Below are 26,468 nucleotides of genomic sequence, written 5' to 3' on the forward strand. Positions count from 1 at the left end.
GCTCAGCGCCCCCGAGCGGGCTGCGACGGGGCGGACCGACGGCGCTTGGCCGCCTTGAGCGCGGCCTGCGCGCCGGGCTCGCGGCGGGCGAACCCGACCAGCAGCCCGATGGCCACCAGGGTGGGCAGCAGCGCCGACCCGCCGTAGGAGATCAGAGGGAGCGGGATGCCGATCACCGGGAGCACGCCGAGGACCATACCGAGGTTGATCAAGGCCTGGGCGAGCAGCCAGACGGTGATGCCGGCGGCCGCGAACCGGATGAACGGCTCGGTCGTGCGGGTGGCGATCCGCAGGCCGGAGTAGGCCAGCAGGACGAACAGCGCGAGCACCACGAGCGTGCCGAACAGGCCGAGCTCCTCGCCGATCACGGCGAAGATGAAGTCGGTGTGCGCCTCGGGGAGCGTGCCCCACTTCTGCCGGCTGGCGCCGAGGCCGACGCCCCAGAACTGGCCGGACGCCAGGCCCATCAGCCCGTGCGCGGCCTGCCAGCCGCCGTCGTGGATGTCGGCGAACGGGTCGCGGAAGCCGAGCAGCCGCTTGACGCGCACCTCGTCGCTGGCCGCGAAGAACGTGACGACCGCGGCGAGCGCACCCATGAACACGACGAAGATCTTCATCGGCAGCCCGGCGACCCAGAGCAGGCCGGTGATGATCGCGAACAGCACGAGCGCGGTGCCGAGGTCGCGCTGGGCGACGACGATCATCGCGACGAGGAGGGCGACGGGCAGCATCGGGACGAGCAGGTGCTTGGGGTCGTGCAGCACCTTCTCCTTGCGGGCGAACAGGTCGGCCACCCAGAGCACGAGCGCCAGCTTGGCGATCTCGGAGGGCTGGATGGTGAAGGGCCCGCCGAAGGACAGCCAGTTCTGGTTGCCGTTGACCTCGACGCCGAGGCCCGGCACGAACGTGAGGGCGAGCAGCACGATCGCCAGCGCCAGGGCGGGGTAGGCGGCGAGGCGGATCACGCGCAGCGGCAGGCGCGAGGCGACCAGCGCGGCCGGGAGCCCGGCCGCCACCCAGATCATCTGCTTGGAGAACACGAACCAGGAGCTGCCGTAGGTCGTGTAGGAGGTGACCGAGCTGGCGCTCTGCACCATGACGACGCCGAGGGCGAGCAGCAGCGTGCCGACGCCGAGCACCAGGTGGTACGAGGTGAGCGGGCGGTCGAGCGCCTCGCGGACCGCGGCGAACCACGAGGCCGACGCGGCGCCGGGCTCGCGGGGTGGGCGACGCTGGGCGGTGGTGCTCACGCCGGGGGCCTCCTGCGGGTCGGCCGCCGGCTCCGGCGGTCAGGCTGGTCGGTCGCTGCTCTCGTCGGGGGCGGCTCCACCGGTCCGGTCCAGGACGGACCGGGCGAAGGCGTCGCCCCGTGCTGCGTAGCTGGCGAACTGGTCCATGGACGCGCATCCCGGCGCCAGCAGCACCACGTCGCCGGGGTGGGCGAGCGAGGCAGCCACGTCGGTGACGCGGTCCATGAGGTCATCCTCGCCCGCGTCGACCGTCCGGACGGGGACCTGCGGCGCGTGTCGTCGCAACGCGTCGGCGATGACGTCGCGGTCGCGCCCGATGAGGACGACGCCGCGCATCCGCTCGCTCGCCGCGAGCACGAGGTCGTCGAACGTGGCGCCCTTGGCCAGCCCGCCGGCGACCCACACGACGTGGTCGTAGGCCCGCAGCGACGCCAGCGCCGCGTGCGGGTTGGTGGCCTTGGAGTCGTCGACCCAAATGACGCCGCCGTCGGTGGCGACGGTCTCGATCCGATGGGCGTCGGGACGGAACCCGCGCAGGCCGTCGCGCACCGCGCTCTGCGGGACGCCGTGCGCCCGGGCGAGCGACGCCGCCGCGAGCGCGTTGGCGACGTTGTGGGGAGCGGCCGGGCTGATGTCGGCGACGGTGCCGAGCTCGGCGGCGCTGCTGCCGCGCTCCTCGACGAACGCGCGGTCGGCGAGCACGTCGTCGACCACGCCCACCATGCCGACCGAGGGGATCCCGAGGGTGAACCCGACCGCACGGCACCCCTCGACGACGTCGGCCTCGCGCACGAGCTCCTCGGTGGCGGGGTCCTGCACGTTGTAGACGCACGCGAGCTGGGCCTGGTGGTAGATCCGGCCCTTGGCCGCGCGGTACCCCTCGGCGCCGCCGTGCCAGTCCCAGTGGTCGGGGGCGAGGTTGAGCACCACCGCGGCCTGCGCCGACATCGAGGACGACCAGTGCAGCTGGAAGCTGGACAGCTCGACGGCCAGCACGTCGAACCCGGCGGGGTCCATGACGGCCTGGATCACCGGGGTGCCGACGTTGCCGACGGCGGCCGAGGTGAGCCCGGCGGCACGCAGCATCGCGTCGAGCATCTGGACGGTGGTGGTCTTGCCGTTCGTGCCGGTGACGGCGAGCCAGGGGGCGGCGTCCTCGTCGCGCAGGCGCCAGGCCAGCTCGACCTCGCCCCAGACCGGGACGCCGCGGGCGACGGCCTCGGTCAGCAGCGGCGCGGTGGGCGGCCAGCCGGGCGAGGTGACGACGAGGTCGACGTCGGCCGGCAGCGCGGCGGTGGAGCCGGGGCCGAGACGGATGGTGGCGCCGAGGATCTCCAGGATGGTGGCCTTCTCGACCATCGACGCGTGCTCGGACTCGTCGAGGACCGTGACCGTGGCCCCGAGGTGGTTGAGCGCGTCGGCCGCGGCGAACCCGCTGACGCCGAACCCGGCGACGACGACGCGGACGCCGTCCCAGGTCGACCGGCGGTGCAGGGCCCGGACGTCGCGCGACGACGTCATGACCCGACGACCCACTCGGCGTAGAAGATGCCCAGCCCGAGCGCGACGCACAGCCCGCTGATGATCCAGAACCGGACCACGATCGTGATCTCGGCCCAGCCGAGCAGCTCGAAGTGGTGCTGCAGCGGCGCCATCCGGAACAGCCGCTTGCCCTTGGTCGCCTTGAACCACCCGACCTGCAGGATCACCGACATCGTGATGATGACGAACAGGCCGCCGATGACGGCCAGCAGCAGGTCGGTGCGCGTCATCACCGCGAAGCCGGCCATCACCCCGCCGAGCGACAGCGACCCGGTGTCGCCCATGAAGATCTTGGCCGGCGAGGTGTTCCACCACAGGAACCCGAAGCAGGCGCCGGTGAGGGCCGCGGCGACGACGGCGAGGTCGAGCGGGTCGCGCACCTCGTAGCAGCGGGCGCCCTCGTTGAGCGCGCAGGACTGCCCGCTCTGCCAGATGTTGATCAGCATGTAGGCGCCGAACACCATGACCGAGGCGCCGGTGGCCAGGCCGTCGAGGCCGTCGGTGAGGTTGACGCCGTTGCTGGTGCCCCAGACCATCACGAGCACCCAGATGACGATGAGGACGGACGGGAGCTCCCAGCCGCGCAGGTCGCGGATGAACGAGATGCCGGTGGACATCGGGGTGACGCCGTTGCCGTCCTCGAACTGCAGCGCGAGCACGGCGAACACCAGCGCCACCGCGGCCTGGCCGGCGAGCTTGGCCTTGGACCGAAGGCCCAGGCTGCGCTGCTTGGCGACCTTGATGTAGTCGTCGAGGAACCCCACGAAGCCCAGGCCGCAGAACAGGAACAGCAGCAGCACCGCGGACGCGGACGGCGGCGTCTGGGTGATCAGCTTGGCCATCGCGTACGCGAGGACCACCGAGAGCATGATCACCAGGCCACCCATGGTGGGGGTGCCGCGCTTGGTGTGGTGCGAGGTCGGGCCGTCGTCGCGGATCAGCTGGCCGTAGTTCTTGCGGACCAGGACCCCGATGGCCAGGCGGGTGCCCAGCAGAGTGCCGAGGAGGCCGAAACCACCGCCGAGGAGGATCGCTCTCATCGGTCGTGTCCCCCCTCGTTCTGCGCGTCGTGGCCCGGGCCGTGCGGCGCGTCGAGGTCCGGCGAGGCCGGTGACGCACCCGCAGCAGTATGCCCGCCCGCGTCGAGCAGGCCTGAGGCGGCTCGCTCCAGGCCGACCGTGCGCGACGCCTTGACGAGCACCGCGTCGACCGGTGACAGGCGTGGCGCGAGCCAGTCGACGGCGGCCGCGACGTCCGGGACGAGGACGACCTCGCCGCGCCCGTCACCGGCGTCGCGGGCACCGGCGGCGACGGCGGACGCCTCGGCGCCCACCACCACGAGGTCGAGCCCCAGCTCGGCGGCGAGGCGTCCGACGCCCGCGTGCTCGGCGTCGGCGTCGGCCCCGAGCTCGCGCATCTCGCCGACCACGGCCCAGCCGCGTCCGCGGCGGCGCTCGGCCATCGTGGCCAGGGTCCGCAGGGCCGACCGCATGGACTCGGGGTTGGCGTTGTAGGCGTCGTTGACGACGACCACGCCGTCGTCGCGCTGCGCGCGCTCCATCCGCCACGCGGAGCGCGACTCGACGCCGCCCAGCACGCGGGCGACCGTCTCGAGGTCGAGCCCGACGGCGAGCGCGGCGGCCGCGGCGGCGGCGGCGTTGTCGGCCTGGTGCTCGCCCAGCAGCGGCAGCCGGACGGGCCGACGCTCGCCTGCGTGCTCGAGCACGAAGGTGGGACGCCCCTCGTCGTCGACCGCGACGTCGGACGCGCGCACGTCGGCGTCGGCACCGCGTCCGAAGCGGAGCAGGCTCGCGCGGGTGCGCGACGCCATCGCCGCGACGAGCGCGTCGTCGGCCGAGATCACCGCGGTGCCGTCGGCGGGCAGCGCCTCGACGAGCTCGCCCTTGGTCTGCGCGATCACCTCGCGCGAGCCGAACTCGCCGATGTGGGCGGTGCCGACGTTGAGCACCACGCCGACCGACGGGTGGGCGACGCCGCAGAGGTAGGCGATGTTGCCGAGGCCACGGGCGCCCATCTCGACCACCAGGAAGCGGGTGGTCTCGTCGGCGCGGGTGAGCGTCAGCGGCACGCCGAGCTCGTTGTTGAGGTTGCCGCGGGTGGCCACGGTGGGGCCGGCGGTCTCGAGCAGCTGGGCGAGGAGGTCCTTGGTGCTGGTCTTGCCCTGCGAGCCGGTGATGCCGACGACCGTGCATCCGGTCAGCCGGTCGACGACGGACGCGCCGAGCAGCCCGAGCGCGACCTCGACGTCGTCGACGACGACGCACGGGCCGTCGACGACCCGCGAGCCGAGCGTGGCGGCGGCACCCGCCTCCAGCGCGGTGGGAGCGAAGTCGTGGCCGTCGACCCGCTCGCCGGCGACGGCGACGAACAGGCCGTCGGGCTCGACGTCGCGCGAGTCGACGGTGGCGGCGCCGCGGACGACGACCGAGCCGTCGCCGTGCACCGTGCCGCCGACGACGCGGGCCAGCTCGTCCAGCGTGGTCGCGATCATCGCGCTCCCCCGGCCAGCACCTCGTGCAGGGCGTCGCGGAGCACCTCGCGGTCGTCGAACGGGTGGACGACGCCGGCGACGTCCTGGCCGGTCTCGTCGCCCTTGCCGGCGACGACGAGGCAGTCGCCGGGGCCGCAGGCACGCACGGCGGCGACGATCGCGGACGCCCGGTCGGTGCCCTCGAGCACCTCGGCACCGGAGGCGACCTCGCGGGCGCCGGCCAGCACCTCGGCGCGGATCGCGGCGGGGTCCTCGCTGCGGGGGTTGTCGTCGGTGACCACCACGAGGTCGGCCAGCTCGGCGGCGACGCGGCCCATGATCGGCCGCTTGCCGGTGTCGCGGTCGCCGCCGGCGCCGATCACCAGCACGACCTTGCCGGTGGTGACCGGCCGGACGGCGCGGAGCACCGCCGACAGCGCGTCGGGCTTGTGTGCGTAGTCGACGAACGCGGCGAACTCCTGACCGGCGTCGACCCGCTCCATCCGTCCCGGCACGCCGGGGCTGGCGGCCAGGCCGGCGACCGCGGCGGCGGGGTCGTAGCCCACCGCGGCGAGCCCGGCGACGACGGCCAGCGCGTTGAGCACGTTGAACTCGCCGGGCAGGGGCACGACGAGCTCGAGGTCGACGCCGTCCGGGCCCAGCAGCCGCGCGGTCGTGGACGTCGGACCCGGACGCAGGTCGCGGGCGGTCCAGTCGGCGTCGGCGTCGACGGCGATCGAGGTGACGGGCAGCGAGGTGGACGCGGCGAGGCGACGCCCGTGCTCGTCGTCGACGTTGATCACGGCGACGGCGGCGTGCTCGGGGGTGAACAGGGTGGCCTTGGCCTGGAAGTAGTCCTCGACGGTGGGGTGGAAGTCGAGGTGGTCGCGTCCGAGGTTGAGGAACACGGCGGCGTCGTAGACCACGCCGTCCACCCGGCCCTGGACGAGCGCGTGGCTGGAGACCTCCATCGCGACGGCGTCGACGCCCTGCTCGACCATGACGCCGAGCAGCGCGTGCAGCGCGGGCGCCTCGGGCGTGGTGAGCGCCGACCGCACGGGGCGTCCGTCGACACGGGTGCCCAGGGTGCCGACGACGGCCGGCACCGCGCCGCAGGCCCTCAGCGCGGACTGGGCGAGCTGGGTGGTGGTGGTCTTGCCCTGGGTGCCGGTGACGCCGACGGTGCGCAGCCGCCGGCCGGGGTGGCCGTAGACGGCGGCGGCCAGCGTGCCGAGGTGCCGGCGCGGCGACTCCACCACGACGAGCGGAACCCCGAGGCCGGAGCCGACCGCGGCGCCCTCGGCGTCGGTGAGCACGGCGACGGCGCCGGACGTGACGGCGTCGGCGGCGTACCGCGCACCGTGGGTGCGGGCGCCGGGGAGGGCCGCGTACAGGTCGCCGGGGCGCACGGCCGCCGAGGCCAGGGTCAGGCCCGTGACGGCGGTGTCGCCGTCGCCGTCGACGTCCGCCCCCACGAGGGCGGCGAGGTCGGCGAGCCGCACCGGGACGGTGGTCTGCGGGCGGTCGTCGAGGGGTGTCGGGTCGGTCATCGGGGACGACACTAGAGGACCCGGCCGACCAGCCGGCGACCCCGACCGAGTGCGGGCCTCACCACTCGGTCGGGGTGTCCGGCGCCTTCGTACCCGTCGGCGCGACGCCGTAGGTCTGGAGCGCGGTGGACATGATGTCGCGGAACACCGGGCCGGCCGTGACGCCGCCGCCGCCCCCGCCGGCCGGCTTGTCCAGCACGACGTACGTGACGAAGCGCGGGTCGTCGGCCGGGGCGAAGCCGGCGAACGAGACCGTGTTCTCGCCGCGGACGTAGCGACCGGTGTCGGGGTTGACGCGCCACGCGGTGCCCGTCTTGCCGGCGACGCGGTAGCCGGGGATGGCCGCCATCGGCGCCGAGCCGTCCTTCTGGGTCACCGTCTCCATCATCTGCGTCACCATGTCGGCGGCCTTCTTCGAGACCACCCGGTGCTCCTTCGGTGCCCCGGCCGGTTCGACACCGCCGTCCTTCAGGTAGCCGTTGACCAGCGACGGCTCGACGTACATGCCGCCGTTGGCGATGGCGCTGACCGCCGTGACCATCTGCAGCGCCGTGACCGAGATGCCCTGGCCGAACGCGATCGTGGCGTGGTTGGCGCGGCTCCACTGCTCGGGCTTCTTCAGCAGGCCCCGGGACTCGCCGCTCATGCCGAGGTCGGTCCGGCTGCCGAAGCCGAAGTCGCGGAGGTAGTCGTACATCTCCGCGTCCTTCATCTGCTGCGCGGCCAGGATCGTGCCGAGGTTCGACGACTTGGCGATGACGCCGGCCGCCGTGAGCTTGATGGTGCCGTGGTCCCAGTAGTCGCCGATCGTGAAGTCGTCGATCTCCATCTCGGAGGGGATCTTGATCTTCGTGGTCGGCGTGATCTTGCCGGCGTCGGCGAGCGCGGCCATCGTGACGACCTTCTGCACCGAGCCGGGCTCGTAGACGGCCTGCCAGGCCTTGGAGCCGACGTCGTCCATGTCGAACGTGCGGTCGTTGGGGTCGAAGGAGGGCGCCTGCGACATCTGCACGACCTGCGAGGTGCGGGTGTCGAGCGTGATCGCCAGGCCCCAGTCGCACTTGCAGTCGGTGACGGCCTGGGCGAGCCGACGGTCGGAGTACCACTGCAGGTCGCGGTCGAGCGTCGTGCGCAGGCCCACCCCGGCCCTGGGCTCGGTGACCGTGCTGTCGGCGAGCGGGATGCGCTCCCCCGACGGCGACGTCTCGTACGTGGCCTTGCCGTCCTTGCCCGACAGCCGGGAGTCGAAGGAGCGCTCGAGCCCTGCGACGCCCTTGCCCTTGGCGTCCACGAGACCGAGGACGTTCGCCGCGAGCTCGCCGCCCGGGTAGGTGCGCAGGGCGTCGCGCTCGGTGAAGACGCCGGCGAGCCCGGCCTTCTCGAGCGCGGACATCGCGGTGTCGGCCTCGTACGTGGGCACCTTGCGCGCGAGGTAGGCGAAGCGGGAGTTGGGCTGGCGCAGGCGGGTGACGGTGCTGAAGTAGTCGACGCCGAGGTGCTCGACGAGGATCTCCGCGATCCGGGTGGCCGAGGAGGCCGTCATCTTCGGGTCGGCGGTGATGGCGACCGCGTCGACGGACGTCGCGAGCGGTGCGCCGTTGCGGTCGGTGATCTCGCCGCGGTCGGCGTGGAGCGTCACGGTGCTGGTGCCCTCGGCCACCGCCCGGGCGGCGTACGCACCGGAGTCGATGCCCTGGAGCTGGAACAGGCGGCCGGCGAACAGCGAGAGCACCATCGCGATGACGACGAAGCAGAAGCGCAGCCGGCGCGCCGACGTGCGGCGTCCCTGGGCGAGGCGCGCGGCCTCGCCGCGGGGACGGCGGGGGCTCATCGGGCCGCCTCGCGGGCGGCGGCGAGCTTGGCTGCGGCCTCCGCCGCGCGCTGCTCGGCCAGCTGGGACGCGGTGGGCGCGGGCGGCTCGAGGCCCGGGAAGTTCGTGCCGGCCTTGGCCGGGGCCGGGTCGCCGACGACGCGGCCGTCCTTGAGCTGCAGGAACACCGGGGTCGGGTTGGGCACCATGCCGAGCCCGGCGGCGCGCCCGCCGACCTGCTCGGGCGCCTCCAGCGCCTCGACCTCCGCGCGCAGCGCCGCCTCGCGCACGGCGAGCGCGTCGCCCTTCTCCTGCAGCGCGGACAGCTCGAACGCCCGGTTCTGCATGGCGGTGTTGAGCACGAGCAACCCGACGAGCCCGGCGGCGCCGATCAGCACCACCGTCAGCACGAACGGCGTGCGGCGGACGGGGTTGCGCCGCAGCGGCGCGAGCCCGAGCCGCCTGGGCTCGGGGCGGGTGCGGGGCGCCCGCGACCGTGCGGGGCCGTTCACGACGCTCATGCCGCCTCCTCCGTGCGCTCCACCGCTCGTAGCCGCACCGACTGGGCGCGACGGTTGGTCGTGATCTCCTCGGGCGAGGCCACCTCGGCCCCGCGGGTGAGGAGCCGGAACCGCGGCTTTAGCTCCTGGGGCACCACCGGCAGGTCGGGCGGGGCCACCGACGTCGTCACCTCGGTGAACGCGCGCTTGACGATGCGGTCCTCGAGCGAGTGGTAGGCCAGCGACACGACCCGGCCGCCGAGCCCGACGCACGCGAGCGACACCGGGACGGCGCGACGCAGCACCCCCAGCTCGTCGTTGACCTCGATGCGCAGCGCCTGGAAGGTCCGCTTGGCGGGGTTGCCGCCGGTGCGCCGGGCGGCCTGCGGCGTCGCGTCGCGCACCAGGTCGACCAGGCGCCCGCTGCGGTCGAACGGCTCGTCGTCGCGCGCCGACACCACGGACGCCGCGATGCGGGCGGCGAACTTCTCCTCGCCGTAGGTGCGCAGGATGCGCACGAGGTCCTTCTCGCCGTAGGTGTTGAGCACGTCGGCGGCGGTCATGCCCTCGCCCTGGTGCATCCGCATGTCGAGCGGCGCGTCCTGGGCGTAGGCGAACCCGCGGTCGCTGCGGTCGAGCTGCATGGACGAGACGCCGAGGTCGAACAGGACGGCGTCGACGGCGCCGCGTCCGAGGTCGTCGAGGACCTCGTCGATGCGGTCGTACACGGCCTGGACGAGCACGGCGCGGTCGCCGAACGGGGCGAGACGCTCGCGGGAGCGCTCGATCGCCTCGGGGTCGCGGTCGATGCCGATCACCGTGGCGTCCGCGAACCGCTGCAGGACCGCCTCGGTGTGCCCGGCGAGGCCGAGCGTCGCGTCCACCAGGACGGCACCGGGACGGCTCAGGCTCGGCTCGAGCAGCGCCAGGGTGCGCTCGAGCAGCACCGGCACGTGGACGTCGGGCACGTGCGTCAGCCGGCCAGGTGCAGGGCGAGGCCGATCAGGCCGGCGAGCAGCACCGAGGTGCCGAGGGAGAACGCGACGACGGCGGCGCCGTCGGCGACCTCCTGACGGACGCGACGGCCGGTGCGCTCGAACGGCGTTGCGGCCTCGGGCGCGACCGCGGCCCTCGCGGGACGCCTGCGCGTCGGTGACTCGGTGACGACCGCCATCTCGACCCCTCAAGTGTGGACTGGCTGCGTGTACGGACTGCGTGCGGTGGTGCGGTGCTGGGTGCCGGCCCGGGTGACGTTCGTCCGGCCAGGTCCCTGGCCGCTCACGGTCCGATCTGGCACCGGGGAAGGTGAGCCAGAGCGGTCGATCCGGCACCGGGGAAGGTGAGCCGGAGCGTCGGGAGCGGCCGAGAGACCTCGTCGGACGACGTCTGCGGGCGCGGCGTGCTGGGCGCGTGGGGCGGGCGGTCAGAAGATGCCGGGCATCACGTCCTCGGACATCTGGGAGAAGGCCTCCTCCTGGTCGGCCGAGTACGCGGCCCAGCGGGCGGCGTCCCAGATCTCCAGGCGGTTCATGGTGCCGAGGACGACGCAGTCGCGCTCGAGCCGTGCGTACTCGCGCAGCAGGGGCGGGACGGTGACGCGTCCCTGCTTGTCGGGCACCTCGTCCGAGGCGCCGGCGAAGAAGCTGCGGGAGAAGTCACGCACCTTCTTGTCGGTGAAGGACGCGTTCTGCATGCGGGCGGTGAGCTCGCCGAAGTCGTGGGCCGTCCAGACGAACACGCAGCGTTCCCCTCCCTTGGTCAGCACGAGCCCCTCCGCGAGCTGCTCGCGGAACTTGGCCGGGAGGAACAGGCGTCCCTTGTCGTCCAGACGGGGGGTGTAGGTGCCGACGAACATGTCACCGGTCCCTGCCTCTCCCCCGTGAGCCCCACTCGGTAGGACCCGTCCTCCACTTTCCGCCACTGTACTCCACTTTGCTCCCCCAGCAACCCATCCGACCTCGACACACCGCCGTTCCGGGGCGTCGGCGCGCCCGCCCGCCCCGGCCCGTCCGGGCACGACGAGGCGGTCGCCGGCGGTGCCCACACCCGGTGCCTCGCCTGGAACGGCGGCGATCGTGGCCGGGCCGACGCGGCCGCGGCGCTGCGTGCGGCCGCCTCGGGGGCGGGCGTCCGGGAGCCGGGTGGGGCGTGGTGGAGCGGATCCGGCCCTCCGGAGGCCTGCGGGGAGGCAGGGCGGGCGCTCCACTCGTCGGGTCGTGCGGACTTGCCTTCCCTGGGAGGATCGGACGCAGACCGCGCCGTACCGGAGCGCGGCACGCCCCCGGGCGACTCACAGGCGGAGGACACCGTGACGGTCACTGGCGCGAGACGACGCACGCCCGAGGACCGGTCGGGTGATCTCGAGCGGCTGACCGCCACCGCCGACCGCCTGCAGGCCGCCGTCGAGAGCGTCGTCTCCGGCAAGCCCGAGGTCGTGCGCTCGGCCCTCACCGTGCTGCTGGCCGGCGGCCACCTGCTCATCGAGGACGTGCCCGGCGTCGGCAAGACGATCCTCAGCAAGGCCATCGCCCGGGCCATCGACGGACGGGTGCGACGCATCCAGTTCACGCCCGACCTGCTGCCGAGCGACGTCACCGGTGTCTCGATCTACAACCAGGTGACGCGCGAGTTCGAGTTCCGGCCCGGCGGCGTCTTCGGCAACATCGTCGTCGGCGACGAGATCAACCGTGCCTCGCCCAAGACGCAGTCCGCACTGCTCGAGGCGATGGAGGAGCACCAGGTCACCGTCGACGGCACCACGTACCGCCTCGACGACCCCTTCATGGTCATCGCGACCCAGAACCCGATCGAGATGGAGGGCACCTACCCCCTCCCCGAGGCCCAGCGCGACCGGTTCATGGCGCGCGTCTCGATGGGGTACCCGCCCGTCGAGGCCGAGCTGGCGATGATCGACGGCCACGGCTCGGGCGACCCGCTCGCGCAGATGACGCCCGTCTGCACCGCCGCCGACGTCGCCGAGATGAGCGCGCTGGTGCGCGAGGTGTTCGTCTCGCCCGCGGTGCGGCGGTACGCCGTCGACATCGTCACCGCCACCCGCCGCTCCCCCGAGGTGCGCCTCGGCGCGTCGCCGCGCGCCACGCTGCAGCTGGTCCGGGCCGCCCGCGCCGCCGCCGCCCTCGACCGCCGCGAGTACGTGCTCCCCGACGACCTGCAGCGGCTCGTCGTGCCCGTGCTCTCGCACCGCCTGCTCGTCACGCCCGAGACCTCGATGCGCGGCCGCAGCACCGAGCAGGTCGTGGCCACCATCGTCGGCTCCGTCCCGGTGCCCGACGACGGCCGAGCGCCCACGGGACGCTGACGTGCGCGACGCGCTCCTCGCGCTCACCGTCCGCGGACGCGCGTTCGTCGCGGCCGGCCTCACCACCACGGTCTGCGCCGTCCTGCTCGGCTTCGACGCCCTGATGCGCGTCGGCGTGCTGGCCGTCGCGCTGCCCGTCCTCACCGCGTTCTGGGTCGGCCGCGCCCGCTACCAGCTGCGCGCCGCCCGCCGGGTCGAGCCCGGCCGGGTCGCGATGGGGTCGCAGGCCCGGGTGCGTCTCGACCTCGTCAACGAGGGACGGCTGCCCGCCGGCATGCTGATGTTCGAGGAGAGGCTCCCGAAGTCGCTCGGGCGGCCACTGCGGTTCACCGTCGAGCAGGTCAAGGCGTCGTGGCACCGCACCCTGGAGTACACCGTGGAGGCCCGCGAGCGGGGCCACCACCCGATCGGCCCGCTGTCGGTGCGCGTCGGCGACCCGTTCGGCTTCATTGCCCTCACCCGGACCTTCCACACGACCAACGAGCTGGTCGTGACGCCGCGCGTCTGGCCGCTCGACCAGCTGCCGTCGGGCGCCAGCCCCACCCAGAGCGGCGAGGCCCGCGTCCGCAACTCCTCCTCGGGGTCGGCCGAGGACGTCACCGTGCGTGAGTACCGCCGCGGCGACGACCTGCGCCGCGTCCACTGGCCCAGCACCGCCCGCCTGGGCGAGCTGATGGTGCGACGCGAGGAGCGCAACTGGCAGAACCGCGCCACCGTCGTGCTCGACACCCGCGCCGGCGCTCACACCCGTCTCGGCCCCGACAGCTCCCTGGAGTGGGCGATCAGCGCCGCCGCCTCGGTCGTGGTGCACCTCGACGCGTCCGGCCACGACCTGCGCCTGCTCACCGAGCGCGCCGCGCCGTCCACGGTCACCTGGCACGAGCGCACGGCCCGCGGCAGCGACGTCGCGGGGCTCGTGCTCGACCAGCTCGCCGCCGCGCAGGCCTCCGACATCGCGGGCATCCGCGCGGCCGTCCGTGCCCTGGCCGAGGACCCCGGCCTCGTGGTCGCGGTGCTCGGCTCGCTCGACCTCTCCGACCTCGAGGAGCTGTCGTCGACCACGGGCAGCCGCACGCGGCGGGTCGCCCTGCTCTGCGACGTCGACGCGTGGTCGGGCACGCCGCGCCACCCGTCCAACGCCGAGCAGCGCGACGCCCTGCGTCGCGCCGGCTGGACGGTCGCCGTGGCGAGCCCCGGCTCGCACCCGGGCGAGGTCTGGCGCGCGGCGTCGTCGGTCTCCGAGCGCGTCGCGGGGGTGGCTCGATGAACGACGTCCGCACCTGGCCGGTCGTGCGCCTGTCCCTGTGGACCTGGGTCGCGGTCATCGGCGCCGCCGTGGCGCTCGGCCCGCTGAGCCAGTCGCAGCGGTTCCTGGTCGTCGGTGGCCTCGCCGCGGCGCTCGTCGTCGCGGTCGGCGTGGTGCTGCGCCTCGTCCGCCTGCCCTGGCCCGTGGTCGCGCTGGCCCAGGTGGTGGTGCTCGTGCTGTGGGGCACCGTCACCTTCGCGCGGTCCGACGCCACCCTGGGGTTCCTGCCCAACGGCGAGGTGCTCCGCACGTGGCAGCTGATGTTCGAGTCGACGGCGGCGCACTCCCAGGCCTACCCCGCACCCGTGCCGCGGCTCGCGGCGTTCGAGAGCTCGATCGCGTGGGCCATCGGCGGCGTCGCCCTCCTGGCCGACGTGATCGTCTCCGGCCTGCGACGCGCGCCGCTGGTCGGCCTGCTGTTCCTCGGCATCTACATGGCACCGGTGTCGGTGCTGAGCGGCGACGTCGGGCTGCTCGCGTTCGTCCCCGGAGCCCTGGGCTACGTGTTCCTGCTGGTCGCCGCCCAGCGCGACGAGGCCACCCAGTGGGGCCGCGAGCTCGACGACATCGGCCGCGAGGAGCAGGGCTCCGGCCGCGGTGCGGGCATGAGCTCGGTGGGCCAGAAGGCCGGGTTCGGCGCCATCGTGTGCGCCGTCGTGGTGCCGCTGCTCGTCCCGACGCTGTCGCCCACCTACTTCGGCACGGGCGGCACCGGCGGCGACGGTGCCGGTGGCGGCACGGTCAACGTCGACGACCCCACCCAGGACCTCAAGCGCAACCTCGGCAACCAGAGCAACGACGTGCTGGTGCGGATGACGTCCACGGGCGACGCACCGGAGTACCTGCGCATGGCGGCGCTCAACCAGTTCGACGAGGACGGCTGGTCACCGGGCCGCCGCAGCACCGAGGACCTCACGAGCGTCAACGGGGTGCTGCCGACCGCCGACGGGCAGTCGGCCGACGTGCCCACCACCACGGGCAGCTACGAGGTCGAGGTCACCGACCGCCTCGCCACGAAGTGGCTGCCGGTGCTCTACGCGCCCACCACCGTCGACGTCGACGGCTCGTGGCGGTACAACCGGCGCGCCGGCGACGTGGCCGTCAACGGGGGGCGCGGTGCGCAGACGGACTTCCGCTACTCCTTCTCCGCCGAGGTGCCCGAGCCCTCGGCCCGCGAGATGCGCAACGCACCCGATCCCGGCTCGACCCTCGAGAGCATGACCGAGCTGCCCAGCGAGACGCCCCGGGTGCTGATCGACCGCGCCGAGCAGGTCACCGCCGGCGAGGACACCGACTTCGACAAGGCCATGGCGCTGCAGCGGTGGTTCCGCTCCGAGGGCGGGTTCGAGTACGACGTGCGCCCGCGGGCGGGATCGACGTACGAGACTCTGGCGCGCTTCGTCTCCGACGACCGGATCGGCTACTGCGAGCAGTTCGCCGGCGCGATGGCCGTCATGGCCCGCGCCGAGGGCATCCCCGCCCGCGTCGCGGTGGGCATGCTGCGGCCGGAGGAGGACGGCGACCAGTACGTCTTCCGCGGCACCGACATGCACGCCTGGCCCGAGCTGTACTTCGAGAACGTCGGCTGGGTGCGCTTCGAGCCCACGCCCGGCGGCAGCGGCTACGGCGCCCCCGACTTCAGCGCGCAGCCCACCGAGACCGCGCCCACCGAGACGCTGACCGAGTCGGCCCCCACCGCGGCTCCGACGTCGCAGAACACCCGCGAGACCGCCGGCCAGTTCGCCGACTCCGGCGCGACCTCGGGCGGCGGACCGTGGGGCACGATCGCCCGCGGCACCGCGCTCGGCCTGCTCGGCCTCGTGCTGCTGGGCTCGCTGCCGTTCCTGCTCGGCGCGCTCGTCCGTCGACGTCGCTGGAGCCGTGCGACCACGCCGGCCGACCGCGCCGAGGCGTCCTGGCGCGAGCTGCAGGACGCGGTCCGCGACCTCGGTGTCGCCTGGGACCCGGCGCTGACGCCCCGCAACGTCGGCCGTGCACTCGGGCACCACCTCACCGGCGCCGACCGCGAGCCCCGCGAGGCGCTCGACCGGGTGGTCGCCGGCGTGGAGCGGGCCCGCTACGCCGAGCGGTACGACGGCGACGACCTGCGTCCCGACGTCCGCACGGTCACCGAGGCGCTCGGCACGGGCCGGTCACGCTGGGCCCGTTGGCGCGCGCGCTGGATCCCCACCGCCTGGTCCCGCGGCCTCACCGCCGGCACGGGTCGCCCGACCCGTCGTCCCGGCGGTCGCCTGCTCAGCCTTCGCGAGCAGGACACGCCCTGACCGGTGAGCCCAGCCGCTCCCACCGGCGGGCGGCGACGCCGTCGTCCGAGCAGAACCCCGAGCCGCTGGACTTGAGGCACAGGAGCCCGAGCAGCCGGCCCTCGGCGTCCACCACCGCGCGTCGACGCTGACCCCGCACCACCATCTCGGCGTGCACCACGGCGAGCGGCTCGTGGACGCCGACGGTCCGGTCGACCAGCGTGGCGTGGCGCAGCGCCGGCTCGGACGGGGAGCCGGCGGCCTCGAGGTCGCCGCGGTCGAGGGTGCCGACGAGCCGGTGGCCTGACACGAGCAGGAGCAGGTGTCGGTGGGGGTCGGCGAGCGCCGTCCACGCCGCCTCGACCGTGACGTCGGGCCCGTGGGTGGCGGGCCCGGTCAGCATCGCCTCGCCGACGGTCCGGCGGTCGGGCACGGCGCCGTCGGGGGACGGACGGTCGTCCTCCCGGGACCGTGACCGACCAGCAGGTGCCATGGACCCATTCTCCCCGCCTACGGTGCCCGGACGCAGGACGACCCGCACCGTGACGGTGCGGGTCGGGCTGGTGACGGGTACCGGGTGCTGCCGGCGTGTCAGCGCTGGTCGTCGTCGCGACGACGCTTCCAGCGCTCCTCCATGCGGTCCATGAACGACTGGCCCGGCTGGGAGGGGCGACGCTGGCGCTGGCGCTGCTGACGCGGCTGGCGCGACGCGGCGGGCCGGTGGATGGGCGTGACGCCCTCTTGCGGGTGCTCGTCGTCGCCGTCGTCCATGCCGAGGCCGGAGCGCCACGCGTTCAGGAAGACGTAGGTCGCGCCGAGCATCACCACGAACCCCACGACGCCGACGACGGTGATCGTGGAGATCACGCCGACCATCAGCAGCGCGACGCCGCCGAGGAAGGCGAGCACCGCGACGATCGCGCGGCGCCGGTTGCGCGCGCGGAGCTTGGAGCCGCGGAGAGCGGAGGCAAGGCTGGGGTCGTCGGCTGCGAGCGCCTGCTCGAGCTGGTCGAGCAGCCGCTGTTCTTCCTCGGAGAGCGGCACGTTGCCTCCCGTGTGCGTGGCGTGGACCTACAAGTTCCCCATCGCAGTTCGAGCCGCAGGGGTTCGGAACGCGCTGTCGTCCACAGTCTAGGCAGGCATCGTCAGCCACGAAACCCGAGTCGCACAACTGGTGACCAGGCCGTGACCCGGACGCCCCGCGCGGGGCCCGTCGACGGGCCCGGTGACGACCTCGTCACGACTCCCGCAAGGGTGCAGACCGCGACCCCGATCGCGGTTACGCTGTGCCCGACGCCGGGCCCTCCGCCCGGCACTCGCGCGTGCGGGGGAAGGATTTTCGATGCGACGACTCATGCTCGGCGGGCTGGCGACGGCCCTCCTGGCCGCGACCCTGATGGCGGTCCCCGCCTCGGCCGCGACCGGCGGCGCCTCGGCGGCGGCCAAGGCCTCCTCGGGCGACACCTACCTGCGCAAGGCGTTCACGCGCGAGCGCACGGCGCCGGGCGACCGCGACGTCTCCCCCACGCGCATCAAGCACGTGCGCGAGCTGCAGTACCGCCTGCGCTGGGCCGGGGTGTTCAAGGGCGGCGTCACCGGCACGTACGGCCCCGCCACCACCAAGGCGGTCAAGAAGTTCCAGAAGCGCGTCGGCCTGCGCCCCAGCGGCGTCGCCAACCACTCGACGTGGCGCAAGCTGGTCAAGAAGACGGTCCGTGCCAGGTCGTCGATCCCCAAGCGCTGCAAGTCCAAGGGCTGGAACGCCTGCTACGACCGCAAGCGCCACCGCGTCACGCTGTTCCGCAACGGCACGCTGCACAACGAGTGGCTGGTGCGCGGCGGCGGCACGGCGTACAAGACGCGGATCGGCGACTACAAGGTCTTCCGTCGCAGCAAGAACCACGTCAGCACCATCTACGAGACCAAGATGCCCTACGCCCAGTTCTTCTCCGGCGGCCAGGCGCTGCACGCCTCGTACTACATGGTCGACCCGTTCTCCGGTCACAGCCACGGCTGCGTGAACATGTACATCAAGGACGCCAAGCAGCTGTGGAACCTCACCTCGAGGTCGACGCTCAAGGTGCACGTGTACGGCGCCTGGAGCTGACGCCCACCTGACCCACCGGCCCCGCCGGCGGCGCCCCTGCGGGAGGTGCCGCCCGCGGGGCCGTCCGCGTCCGGCGTCAGCGCCGGGTGGCGAGCACGTGGTGCTGCGAGGCCACCGCGCCGAACGCCTCGACACCGGCGACGGCCCGCTCGAGGTCGGCCAGCGCGTCGCGCCCTCCGTGGGCGCCGTCGACCAGACCGCTGGGCACCAGGTCGCTGAACACGCGCACGGCGTCGGTGCGGGCGACGTCCAGGCCGGCCGCGACGACGAGCTCCTCGACCTCCTCGCGGGTGAAGCGGCGCGGACCGTCGGCGCGCAGGTCCCACGTGACGTGGTCGACGTCGAGCAGGTGGCGGGCGCGGTCGAGCTCGCCGGCGAGGGCACGGCCGAGGACGGCGGCGTACCTGCCGGCGACGACCACGCTCAGCGCCCCGCCCGGGCGCAGCACGTCGCGGAACGCCGCCAGGGCCTCGTCGGGTCGCTCGACGACCTCGAGGACGCCGTGGCAGACGACGACGTCGGCGTGCCCGGCCCCGAGCTGGTCGACCAGTCCGACGGCGTCGCCCGCCACGCCGACCAGGCGGTCCTGCACGCCGGCCTCGGCGGCACGTCGCTCGAGGGCCGCCAGGGCGTCGGGGCTGGGGTCGACGACCGTGACGTGGTCGCCCGCCTCGGCAATCCGCAGCGCGAGCCCCCCGGTGCCGCCGCCGACGTCGACGACCCGCAGCGGCTCGTCGCGGTCGGCTCGACGCTCGTCGAGGACGGCCCTCAGGGCCTCCCACACCACCGCCGCGCGGTCGTGCCCACGTCCGGCCTGCTGGGTGCGTCGCATGGGCCAGACGCTACCGTGCGCGACCGACCCGGCGGGGGTCCCGTCCCGGTGGCACGGGGGTCGTCGCACCACCGGGACGCGTCGAACATGCGTTCGACCAGACCACGGTACGCGCCACGCACCCGGCGGACGCGCTCCCGCACCCGGCGTGTCGTCCCGTCGACCCGCCTCTACGATCGCTTCCATGCCCGACGTCGCCCAGCACCCCCGTGTGCGCATCGTCGCCGAGGCGCTCGCCTCGCTCGGCGCCACCGGCTCGGTCACCGTCCTCCCCGACTCCGCACGCACCGCGGCCGAGGCCGCCGTCGCGCTCGGCACCGAGGTCGGCGCGATCGTCAACAGCCTGGTCTTCGACGCCGGCGGCACGTGCGTGCTGGTGCTGACCTCGGGCGCGCACCGCGTGGACACCGACCACGTGGCCGCGACGCTCGGCCTCACCTCGCTGGGACGCGCGACGCCCGACTTCGTGCGCGAGCACACCGGCCAGGCCATCGGCGGCGTCTCGCCGGTGGGCCACCCGTCCCCGGTCGCGACGTACGTCGACCGGTGGCTCGGACGCCACGAGACGGTCTGGGCCGCGGCGGGCCACCCGTACGCGGTGTTCCCCACCACCTTCGACGAGCTCGTCGAACTCACCGGCGGCACCCCGGTGGACGTCGTGCCGCAGCCCTAGTAGGTGCCGGTGCGGAACGACGGCTCCGGTGCGGAGCCGCGTGACTGGGCGCGCGCGGCCGCCTGACGCCGACGCTTGGCGGTGTACATCCGCTGGTCGGCGGTGTCGCGCAGGTCGTCGAGGTCGAGGTCCTCGGAGGTGCTGGCCGCCCCGAGGCTGACGCTGAGGTCGCGCAGGTGCTCGGGTGCGCCGTCCTGGGCGAGCGCGGCGACCGCGCCCAGCAGGCGCTCGGCGACGTGGTCGCAGTCGGTCCTGTCGGTGCCGCTGAGCACCACGACGAACTCGTCGCCACCGACCCGACACACCAGGTCGATGCCGCGGGTCTGGGCGAGCACGACGTCGGCGACCGCGCGCAGGGTCTCGTCGCCGGGGATGTGCCCGAAGCGGTCGTTGATCTGCTTGAAGCGGTCGACGTCGAGCGTGATCATCGCGACCTCGCCGCGCTCTGCAGGGTGGGCGTCGCGCAGCGTGGCCATGGTCTCCTCGAACGCCCGCAGGTTGCCGACGCGGGTGAGGGGGTCCTCGCGAGCCGAGCGGTGCTCGTGGTCGTGGCGCCGTCGCATCTCGTCGGCCGACAGCGCCCGGCGCATGGACTCGAACCGGCTGATCCGCTGCGACCACCAGCTGCGGGCGATCACGCGGGCGTACTGCAGGCCGGACTCGGCCGACGCGTCTCCACCCGCGGCAGCCAGGAGCAGCGCGGTGTGCCGGACGTAGGCCTCGCTCTGCGGCTGGCCCTGCGGGGGCAGCGCGTCGACGGCGCTCTGGGCGACGGCGCGGGCCCGGTCGCTGTCGCCGAGGGCCTCGAGCACCTCGGCGAGCCGGGCGGCGTGCGGCGACCAGCCCTCGGCCAGGCCGAGGGCCACGAGCTCGTCCAGCGCCAGCTCGAGCGCCTCCCGCGCGGCCGCGGGGTCCTCCTCCCACCCGGCCGACAGCCGGAGCATGCGCGAGAGCAGCACGAAGAACGGCTCGGCGTGGTCCTGCTCGGCGACGTCGACGGCCTCGGCGGCGAGGGCCGCGGCGATGTCGCGGTGCGTGTGGACGTCGCCCACGTGCTCGTCGACGGCGAGCTGGGCCAGCTCGTCGGCCCACCACAGGTGGGTCAGGGCGAGGTTGTAGAGCGGGATCATGCGGGTCTCGCGCAGGCCGAACGGATCCTGCGGGGCGTCGAGCGCGGCCTCCTGGTGCGGCAGCGCCAGCTCGAACAGCCTCTGCGCGCTGTAGGCCTGTCCCAGGCCGGTGTGCCCCCACGAGCGCAGGCTGGGGTCGGTGGTGCGCTTGAGCGCGTTCTCGGCGGCGAGGAGGTCCTCCAGCACGCCGGCGTCGGTGGCGGAGGGCACGCGCGACTCGACCCGCAGCGTCAGCGCGAAGGTCTCCCACCCCGGGGCGTCCACCGAGCGGGCGGTGGCGACGCACCTCTCGGCCAGCGTCGAGACCGCCTCGCGGTCGCCCGCCGCGAGCGCGGTGAAGGCATGGACGCCGAGCAGCGCCGCACGGGCCTCGGACGGGGCGTCGGGCAGGATCTCGTCGGCCGTGCGAAGGTGCTCGAGGGCGTCGTCGACACGACCGACCTGGGCGGACGTCATGGCCTGTCCGAGCACGAGCGCGACGGAGTCGTCGAGCGGCACGACCACACCGTCCCTTCCCGTGCGTCCGAGTCATGCGCGGTGCCGGCGGACGGCCGGCCCCGTGAGGTCGGCATCAGTTAACTGGGTGTTGCGCTTGCGCGCCACCGGGGCCGTCCCTGGTGTGACGGGGAACGCGCACGCCCCCACCGCCCGAATACAGTGGCCGCGTGGGCCGTGTCGTCGTCGTCGGTGGAGGTCTCGCCGGGACGTCGGCGGCGGTCCGTCTGGCCAAGCTCGGGCACGCGGTGCGGCTGTGCGAGGCCACCGGCCGGGTCGGCGGGCAGCTGCTGCCCCGCCGGAGCGACGACCACGACTTCGACCTCTGGCCCGCGTCGTTGACGATGCCGGCCACCCTGCGCGACCTGTTCCGCAAGTCCGGCCGACCGCTCGACCGCGTGGTCGACCTGCACCACCTCGTGCCGGGCCGTCGTCACCTGATGCCGGGCGGCGTCGTGCTCGACCTGCCGATGGGTCGTCGCGGCGACCAGGTGGACGCGATCAACGTCGCGCTGCCCGGTCAGGGCGAGGTCTGGGCCGGCTGGCTCGACGGCCGCACCGACGCGTGGGAGGCGCTGCGGCGCACCACCCTGGACCGCCGGCTCGCCGGGCGGTCCGACCTCGACAAGGCCGCCTGGGCGGCGCTGCGGCCGCGACGGACCCTCGCCCGGGAGGTCCGGCGGGCGCTGCGCGACGACTCCCTGGCGAGCCTGGTGGTCGACCCGGTGCGTGCCGACGGCGACGACCCGCGCGCCGTCCCCGCGTACACCTCGGTGAGCCACCTGGTGGAGCGCAGCTTCGGGCGGTGGCGCGTCGACGGCGGTGCGCCGGCGCTCGTCGCGGCCCTCGAGACGCGGCTGCGCGAGCGCCGGGTCGAGGTGCTGCTCGGCGTCCGCGCCCACCGGGCCGTCGTGGGTGACGGCGCGGTGCGCGGCGTCGAGACCGACGACGGCCTGCTCGAGGCCGACGTCGTCGTCTGGGCCGCGCCCGACCCCGATCCGGACGCGTCGTCGGGCGTCCCGCGCATGCCGGCGGCCCGCACCCTCGTCCGGCTCGCGCCGGGGGTGGAGTCCCTGCCCGCGGAGGTGCTCGTCCACACCGATCCCCCGCTGCGGCTCTGGGCGTCGTCGTCCGACCCCGAGGGCTCGCGCTGCTGGACGATCGCGCACCGCACCCAGGGGGGCGAGGACGTGCTGTCCGCGCTGGCCCGGGTGGGGCTGGACGTCCGCGCCCACGTCGAGCACCGCGAGGACCTCTCCCCCGTCGACCTCGTGCGGGCCCACGGCGCCGCCGCCTGCGGCTGGCACTGGTCGGGCTGGCGCTCGGCGTTCGATCGGCCCGGCGTCGGCGAGACCGTCGACGGCCTGCTCACCGTGGGCGTCGACGCCCACCCCGGCCCCTCGCCCGAGCTCGTGCTGATGGGCACCGCCGCCGCGGCCGAGGCCGTCGGCAAGGCCTGACCCGCCTGCTCTCCCCCCGGTCAGCCGAGTGGCGCAAACCCGGGCCGACACGCCGGACGAGAGCCCGATGTTGCGCCGCTCGAGTCGGGTTCTGCGCCGCTCAGCAGGTGGGTGGGGCGGTCAGCCCCGACGACGCCACTCGGCGCGCAGGCCCTCGACGACGGTGCTGCAGTAGTGGCCGTCCTCGCACTCGTCGGTGTCGGTGACGCAGGCCGCGACGGCGAGCACGAGCACCGAGATGAACGAGGCCCACCAGGCGGCGGTGAAGCCGGCGACGGCGTGCACCGAGCGCGGGTCGAGCAGGTAGGCGACCGTCAGCAGGCCGAACGAGACGAGCGCGACGGCGAGGGCCGCGAGGACCGCCAGGCGGAGCAGCCGACGTCCGCGTGCGACGCCCTGCGTCGTGCTGTCGCTGCCGACCGGTGCTCGTCGCACCGACCCCGTGATGGCCATGGGTCCATGGTGGCACCGCGGGCGCGCCACGTTCGGGATTGACGGCTTTTCGTGCCGTGTCTCGATGATTCCGTCCCCGGAAGGCCCCGGGTCGACGGACTCAGCGGCTGGCGAGCGCCAGGTCGGCGTAGATCTGACGCGTGGCCCGCGAGCGGTTCAGCGTGTAGAAGTGCAGGCCCGGCGCACCCTCGGCGAGCAGGGTCTCGCACAGCTCGGTGGCGATCTGGGTGCCCTCGGCGCGGACGGCGGCCGCGTCGTCGCCGACGGCCTCGATGCGTGCCGTGACGTCCGACGGCACCTCGGCGCCCGACAGCTCGGCGAACCGCTGGATCTGCGAGAGGTTGGTGATCGGCATGATGCCGGGGAGCACCGGGATGTGGCAGCCGTACGAGCGCGCCCGCTCGACCAGCGAGAAGTAGTCGTCGGCGCGGAAGAAGAACTGCGTCACCGCGAACTCGGCGCCTGCCTCGGCCTTGGCGGCCAGCACCCGCGCGTCGTGCTCCAGGGACTCCGCGCCGGGGTGCTTCTCGGGGAACGCCGCAACCCCGACGCAGAAGCGTCCGAGCTCGCGGAGCATCTCGACGAGGTCGACGGCGTGGTCGAGACCGTCGGGGTGACGCTCCCAGTCGGCGGTGGGACCGCCGGGCGGGTCGCCCCGCAGGGCGAGGACGTTGCGCACGCCCGCGGCGGCGTACTGGCCGATCACACGGCGCAGCTCCTCGCGCGACTGGGCGACGCAGGTGAGGTGGCCGACCGGGTCGAGGGTGGTCTCGCTGGCGATCTGCTCGGTGATGCGCACGGTGCGGTCGCGGGTGGACCCGCCCGCGCCGTACGTGACGGACACGAACGACGGACGCAGGGCCTCGAGCTCGCGGATCGACCGCCACAGCACCCGCTCGCCCGCGTCGTCGCGGGGCGGGGAGAACTCGAACGAGAACGTCGGGGAGTCGGAGGCGAGGACCTCGCGCAGCGGCTGCGGCATGCCTCCATCGTACGAGCGCGCACGATCCGCACCGGTCCGTCCGAGGACCGTGGTGGCCGGGACCGTGACGCACGCCACCCCCGACGGGGTCCTAGGCTCGTGACGTGGAGCAGCCTGCGCGTCCGTCCCTGGTGTCCGGCATCGACGCGGCCCTGACCGACTTCCTGGCCCGCCGCCGCCTCGACCTCGCGGGGCTCGGGCCCCGCATCCACCCGCTGCTCGACGCCGCCGGCCGCGCCGCCGACGGGGGCAAGCGTCTGCGCGCCCTGTTCTGTCACGCCGGCTGGGTGGCGGCCGGCGGCGACCCCGACGACGCGGCGCTGCTGCGGGCGTCCACCGCCTTCGAGTGGCTGCAGGCCAGCGCGCTCGTGCACGACGACCTGATGGACGGCTCCGACACCCGCCGCGGCCGCCCGTCCGCGCACCGTGCCTTCGAGGCCGACCACCGCGGCGCCGCCTGGGCCGGCGACGCCGAGCGGTTCGGCGCCGGCGGCGCGATCCTGCTCGGCGACCTGCTTCTCTCGTGGGCCGACGAGGCGTTCCGCGGCGCCGGACTTCCGCTCGAGGCCACCGCCCGCGCCACGCCGTACCTCGACTCGTGCCGCTCCGAGGTCGTGTGCGGCCAGTTCCTCGACCTCGCCCAGCAGGCGCGGGGCACGCACGACGTCGACGAGGCGATGCGCGTCGTGCACTACAAGGCGGCGACGTACACCGTCGAGCGTCCGCTCCAGGTGGGCGCGGCCCTCGCGGGAGGCTCCGACGAGCTGCTCGGAGCCCTCTCGGACTTCGGTCTGCCGCTCGGCGAGGCCTTCCAGCTGCGCGACGACCTGCTCGGCGTCTTCGGCGACCCCGCCGTCACCGGCAAGCCCGCCGGTGACGACCTCCGCGAGGGCAAGCACACCGTCCTCGTCGCCCGCGCCCACGCCGCCGCGGACGCCGACCAGCGCGGCGTCGTCGACCGACTTCTGGGCGACCCCGACCTCGACGCCGACGGCGTCACCCGGCTGCGCGACGTGATCGAGGCGACCGGTGCCCGCCAGGCCGTCGAGGACGACATCACGCGTCTGGAGTCGGCTGCCGACGCGGCCCTGGCCCTCGTGCCGGTGGCCTCCCCGGCCGGGCGTGACCTGCTCGCCGACCTCGCGGCTCGGGCGACGCGTCGGGTGGCGTGAGCGGTCGTCCTGACGTCGGGTGCGGCGCCGCTGGGGTGCTCGCCGACAGGCGGCTACGGACGGGCGGGCGCGTCGTCCTCGATGCGGCCGACTGACCGTCTCGGTGGGTGGACCACCGGGTCCCACCAGCCCCAGCCGTCACACCGACCATGGCAAACAGGTGCGAACCACGGTGAATTCACCATGGTTCGCGACCGTTTGCCGTGGTCGGCGCAGTCACCGTGTCGCCGATCGAGATCCGCACCCGGCCGCGGCCCCCAGCGCCGGCCAACCCCGTCCGTAGGCGCGCCCTTCGACGCGCGAGCACCCCGACGGAGAGCCGCGCTGCCTACGAACCGGCCCCTCGACGCATGAACATCTCGGGTGCGGCGCCGCTGGGGTGCTCGCCGACAGGCGGTTACGGATGGGCAGCCGCGTCGTCCTCGAAGCGGCCGGCTGACCATCTCGGTCGGTGGACCGACCCTCACCACTGACCCCAGCCGTCACACCGACCATGGCAAACAGGTGCGAACCACGGTGAATTCACCGTGGTACGCGAACGTTCGCCGTGGTCGGTGCAGGAACCGTCTCGCCGATCGAGACCCGCACCCGGCCGCGGCCCCAGGGCGCGCGAACCCCGTCCGTAGGCGCGCCCTCCGACCCGCGAGCACCCCGACGGAGAGCCGCGCAGGGCACCGGCAGCGAGCTAGAAGGCCAGCGCCTGAGCCCGGCGGCGCACCTCGCGACCACGGTCCTCGCGGAGGGCGTCGATGGGGCGGCCGGGGAGGGTCTCGTCGGGGGTGAAGATCCAGACCGCGGCCTCGAGGTCGTCGTAGCCGGCGTCGGCCATGAGCGTCAGGAGCCCGGCGAGGCCCTTGACGACGGCGGAGTCGACGAGGCACTCGGCGGGGACGCGGGGTGCCCGGCCGGCGGGCGTGCGCACCGCGATCAGCTGCCGCTCGCTCGCCCACTGGCGGATGCGGTTGGGGCTCGTCCCGAGCTGCTCGGCCGCCTCGGCGAGGCTCAGCCAGGAGGGGACGAGGTCGTCGAGGACGGCCCCGGGGTCGCTCTCAGGGGTCTCCGAGGTGCTCATGGGCACCAGGGTGGCACGCGGGTGAGGTCGACGATGCCCGGGGTGGTGGGCCCCGCGGCC

General features: G+C 74.3%; 24 protein-coding genes. 7 read left to right on the forward strand and 17 right to left on the reverse strand.

Features of this window, described 5'->3' with window-relative positions; translation table 11 throughout:
* Positions 1-2 precede the first annotated feature (2 nt).
* The 10 genes from ftsW to mraZ form a co-directional block, all read right to left on the reverse strand.
* Complete coding sequence (ftsW, locus tag ACI6PP_RS02300) at positions 3-1,250, reverse strand: putative lipid II flippase FtsW (protein ID WP_421108723.1); 1,248 nt, start codon at positions 1,248-1,250, stop codon at positions 3-5.
* Between the two features lie 39 nt (positions 1,251-1,289).
* The gene (gene murD / locus ACI6PP_RS02305; protein WP_421108724.1) at positions 1,290-2,771 is read right to left on the reverse strand and encodes a UDP-N-acetylmuramoyl-L-alanine--D-glutamate ligase; all 1,482 of its coding nucleotides are present in this window, start codon (positions 2,769-2,771) and stop codon (positions 1,290-1,292) included.
* Positions 2,768-3,832, reverse strand: a complete 1,065-nt coding sequence (gene mraY / locus ACI6PP_RS02310) for a phospho-N-acetylmuramoyl-pentapeptide-transferase (RefSeq protein WP_421108726.1) — start codon at positions 3,830-3,832, stop codon at positions 2,768-2,770. Before mraY ends, murD begins: the two co-directional genes overlap by 4 nt.
* Positions 3,829-5,304 (reverse strand): UDP-N-acetylmuramoyl-tripeptide--D-alanyl-D-alanine ligase, encoded by a 1,476-nt coding sequence (locus tag ACI6PP_RS02315; RefSeq protein ID WP_421108728.1) that lies wholly within the window; start codon positions 5,302-5,304, stop codon positions 3,829-3,831. Before ACI6PP_RS02315 ends, mraY begins: the two co-directional genes overlap by 4 nt.
* Positions 5,301-6,833 carry a UDP-N-acetylmuramoyl-L-alanyl-D-glutamate--2,6-diaminopimelate ligase gene (locus tag ACI6PP_RS02320; protein ID WP_421108730.1) on the reverse strand — a complete coding sequence of 511 codons (1,533 nt, stop codon included), beginning with the start codon at positions 6,831-6,833 and terminating at the stop codon, positions 5,301-5,303. Before ACI6PP_RS02320 ends, ACI6PP_RS02315 begins: the two co-directional genes overlap by 4 nt.
* A 58-nt stretch (positions 6,834-6,891) precedes the next feature.
* Complete coding sequence (locus ACI6PP_RS02325; protein ID WP_421108732.1) at positions 6,892-8,664, reverse strand: peptidoglycan D,D-transpeptidase FtsI family protein; 1,773 nt, start codon at positions 8,662-8,664, stop codon at positions 6,892-6,894.
* Positions 8,661-9,164 carry a cell division protein FtsL gene (ftsL, locus tag ACI6PP_RS02330; protein ID WP_421108734.1) on the reverse strand — a complete coding sequence of 168 codons (504 nt, stop codon included), beginning with the start codon at positions 9,162-9,164 and terminating at the stop codon, positions 8,661-8,663. Before ftsL ends, ACI6PP_RS02325 begins: the two co-directional genes overlap by 4 nt.
* A complete protein-coding gene (gene rsmH, locus ACI6PP_RS02335) occupies positions 9,161-10,111 on the reverse strand; it encodes a 16S rRNA (cytosine(1402)-N(4))-methyltransferase RsmH (RefSeq protein ID WP_421108736.1) in 951 nt (316 codons plus the stop codon). Before rsmH ends, ftsL begins: the two co-directional genes overlap by 4 nt.
* A 5-nt stretch (positions 10,112-10,116) precedes the next feature.
* On the reverse strand, positions 10,117-10,317 hold the full coding sequence (locus tag ACI6PP_RS02340) for a hypothetical protein (protein ID WP_421108738.1): 201 nt from the start codon (positions 10,315-10,317) through the stop codon (positions 10,117-10,119).
* 249 nt (positions 10,318-10,566) lie between these two features.
* A complete protein-coding gene (mraZ, locus tag ACI6PP_RS02345; RefSeq protein ID WP_421108740.1) occupies positions 10,567-10,998 on the reverse strand; it encodes a division/cell wall cluster transcriptional repressor MraZ in 432 nt (143 codons plus the stop codon).
* A 453-nt stretch (positions 10,999-11,451) separates the two neighbouring features.
* Here mraZ and ACI6PP_RS02350 point away from each other — a divergent pair, with 453 nt between their 5' ends.
* The 3 genes from ACI6PP_RS02350 to ACI6PP_RS02360 are packed head-to-tail and all read left to right on the forward strand — an operon-like array spanning position 11,452 to position 16,053.
* Positions 11,452-12,462 (forward strand): AAA family ATPase, encoded by a 1,011-nt coding sequence (locus tag ACI6PP_RS02350; protein ID WP_421108741.1) that lies wholly within the window; start codon positions 11,452-11,454, stop codon positions 12,460-12,462.
* A 1-nt stretch (position 12,463) separates the two neighbouring features.
* Positions 12,464-13,729 carry a DUF58 domain-containing protein gene (locus ACI6PP_RS02355; RefSeq protein ID WP_421108742.1) on the forward strand — a complete coding sequence of 422 codons (1,266 nt, stop codon included), beginning with the start codon at positions 12,464-12,466 and terminating at the stop codon, positions 13,727-13,729.
* A complete protein-coding gene (locus tag ACI6PP_RS02360; RefSeq protein WP_421108744.1) occupies positions 13,726-16,053 on the forward strand; it encodes a transglutaminase TgpA family protein in 2,328 nt (775 codons plus the stop codon). Before ACI6PP_RS02355 ends, ACI6PP_RS02360 begins: the two co-directional genes overlap by 4 nt.
* On the opposite strand, the gene ACI6PP_RS02365 is transcribed toward ACI6PP_RS02360, so the two are convergent.
* Together ACI6PP_RS02365 and ACI6PP_RS02370 are read right to left on the reverse strand one after the other, a co-directional pair.
* On the reverse strand, positions 16,025-16,525 hold the full coding sequence (locus ACI6PP_RS02365; RefSeq protein ID WP_421108746.1) for a CBS domain-containing protein: 501 nt from the start codon (positions 16,523-16,525) through the stop codon (positions 16,025-16,027). The genes ACI6PP_RS02360 and ACI6PP_RS02365 overlap by 29 nt on opposite strands.
* A gap of 98 nt (positions 16,526-16,623) precedes the next feature.
* On the reverse strand, positions 16,624-17,076 hold the full coding sequence (locus tag ACI6PP_RS02370) for a DUF3040 domain-containing protein (RefSeq protein WP_421108747.1): 453 nt from the start codon (positions 17,074-17,076) through the stop codon (positions 16,624-16,626).
* Between the two features lie 298 nt (positions 17,077-17,374).
* On the opposite strand from ACI6PP_RS02370, the gene ACI6PP_RS02375 reads away from it, so the two are divergent.
* Complete coding sequence (locus ACI6PP_RS02375) at positions 17,375-18,139, forward strand: L,D-transpeptidase family protein (RefSeq protein WP_421108748.1); 765 nt, start codon at positions 17,375-17,377, stop codon at positions 18,137-18,139.
* A 76-nt stretch (positions 18,140-18,215) separates the two neighbouring features.
* Here the strand turns inward: ACI6PP_RS02375 and ACI6PP_RS02380 are convergent, their stop codons facing one another.
* Entirely contained in the window at positions 18,216-18,971 is a 756-nt protein-coding gene (locus tag ACI6PP_RS02380) for a methyltransferase (protein ID WP_421108750.1), read from the reverse strand.
* Between the two features lie 184 nt (positions 18,972-19,155).
* On the opposite strand from ACI6PP_RS02380, the gene ACI6PP_RS02385 reads away from it, so the two are divergent.
* Positions 19,156-19,644 carry a YbaK/EbsC family protein gene (locus ACI6PP_RS02385; RefSeq protein WP_421108751.1) on the forward strand — a complete coding sequence of 163 codons (489 nt, stop codon included), beginning with the start codon at positions 19,156-19,158 and terminating at the stop codon, positions 19,642-19,644.
* Here the strand turns inward: ACI6PP_RS02385 and ACI6PP_RS02390 are convergent.
* Positions 19,641-21,272, reverse strand: coding sequence for a GGDEF domain-containing protein (locus ACI6PP_RS02390; RefSeq protein ID WP_421108752.1), 1,632 nt, complete (start codon positions 21,270-21,272; stop codon positions 19,641-19,643). The genes ACI6PP_RS02385 and ACI6PP_RS02390 overlap by 4 nt on opposite strands.
* Positions 21,273-21,439: 167 nt before the next feature.
* Between ACI6PP_RS02390 and ACI6PP_RS02395 the strand changes: the two genes are divergently transcribed.
* Positions 21,440-22,729, forward strand: a complete 1,290-nt coding sequence (locus ACI6PP_RS02395; RefSeq protein WP_421108754.1) for a phytoene desaturase family protein — start codon at positions 21,440-21,442, stop codon at positions 22,727-22,729.
* A gap of 120 nt (positions 22,730-22,849) precedes the next feature.
* Here ACI6PP_RS02395 and ACI6PP_RS02400 read toward each other — a convergent pair whose 3' ends face one another.
* Together ACI6PP_RS02400 and metF are read right to left on the reverse strand one after the other, a co-directional pair.
* Positions 22,850-23,182, reverse strand: coding sequence for a hypothetical protein (locus tag ACI6PP_RS02400; RefSeq protein WP_421108755.1), 333 nt, complete (start codon positions 23,180-23,182; stop codon positions 22,850-22,852).
* Between the two features lie 100 nt (positions 23,183-23,282).
* Positions 23,283-24,164: a methylenetetrahydrofolate reductase [NAD(P)H] gene (gene metF, locus ACI6PP_RS02405; RefSeq protein WP_421108757.1), complete on the reverse strand. Its 882-nt coding sequence runs from the start codon at positions 24,162-24,164 to the stop codon at positions 23,283-23,285.
* 104 nt (positions 24,165-24,268) lie between these two features.
* Here metF and ACI6PP_RS02410 point away from each other — a divergent pair, with 104 nt between their 5' ends.
* The gene (locus ACI6PP_RS02410) at positions 24,269-25,336 is read left to right on the forward strand and encodes a polyprenyl synthetase family protein (RefSeq protein ID WP_421108759.1); all 1,068 of its coding nucleotides are present in this window, start codon (positions 24,269-24,271) and stop codon (positions 25,334-25,336) included.
* Positions 25,337-26,021: 685 nt separating this feature from the next.
* On the opposite strand, the gene ACI6PP_RS02415 is transcribed toward ACI6PP_RS02410, so the two are convergent.
* On the reverse strand, positions 26,022-26,408 hold the full coding sequence (locus ACI6PP_RS02415) for an Rv2175c family DNA-binding protein (protein ID WP_421108761.1): 387 nt from the start codon (positions 26,406-26,408) through the stop codon (positions 26,022-26,024).
* Between the last annotated feature and the right edge of the window lie 60 nt (positions 26,409-26,468).

The organism is Solicola agrisoli (genome assembly GCF_049059935.1).
Taxonomy (GTDB): Bacteria; Actinomycetota; Actinomycetes; order Propionibacteriales; family Nocardioidaceae; genus JAURVT01.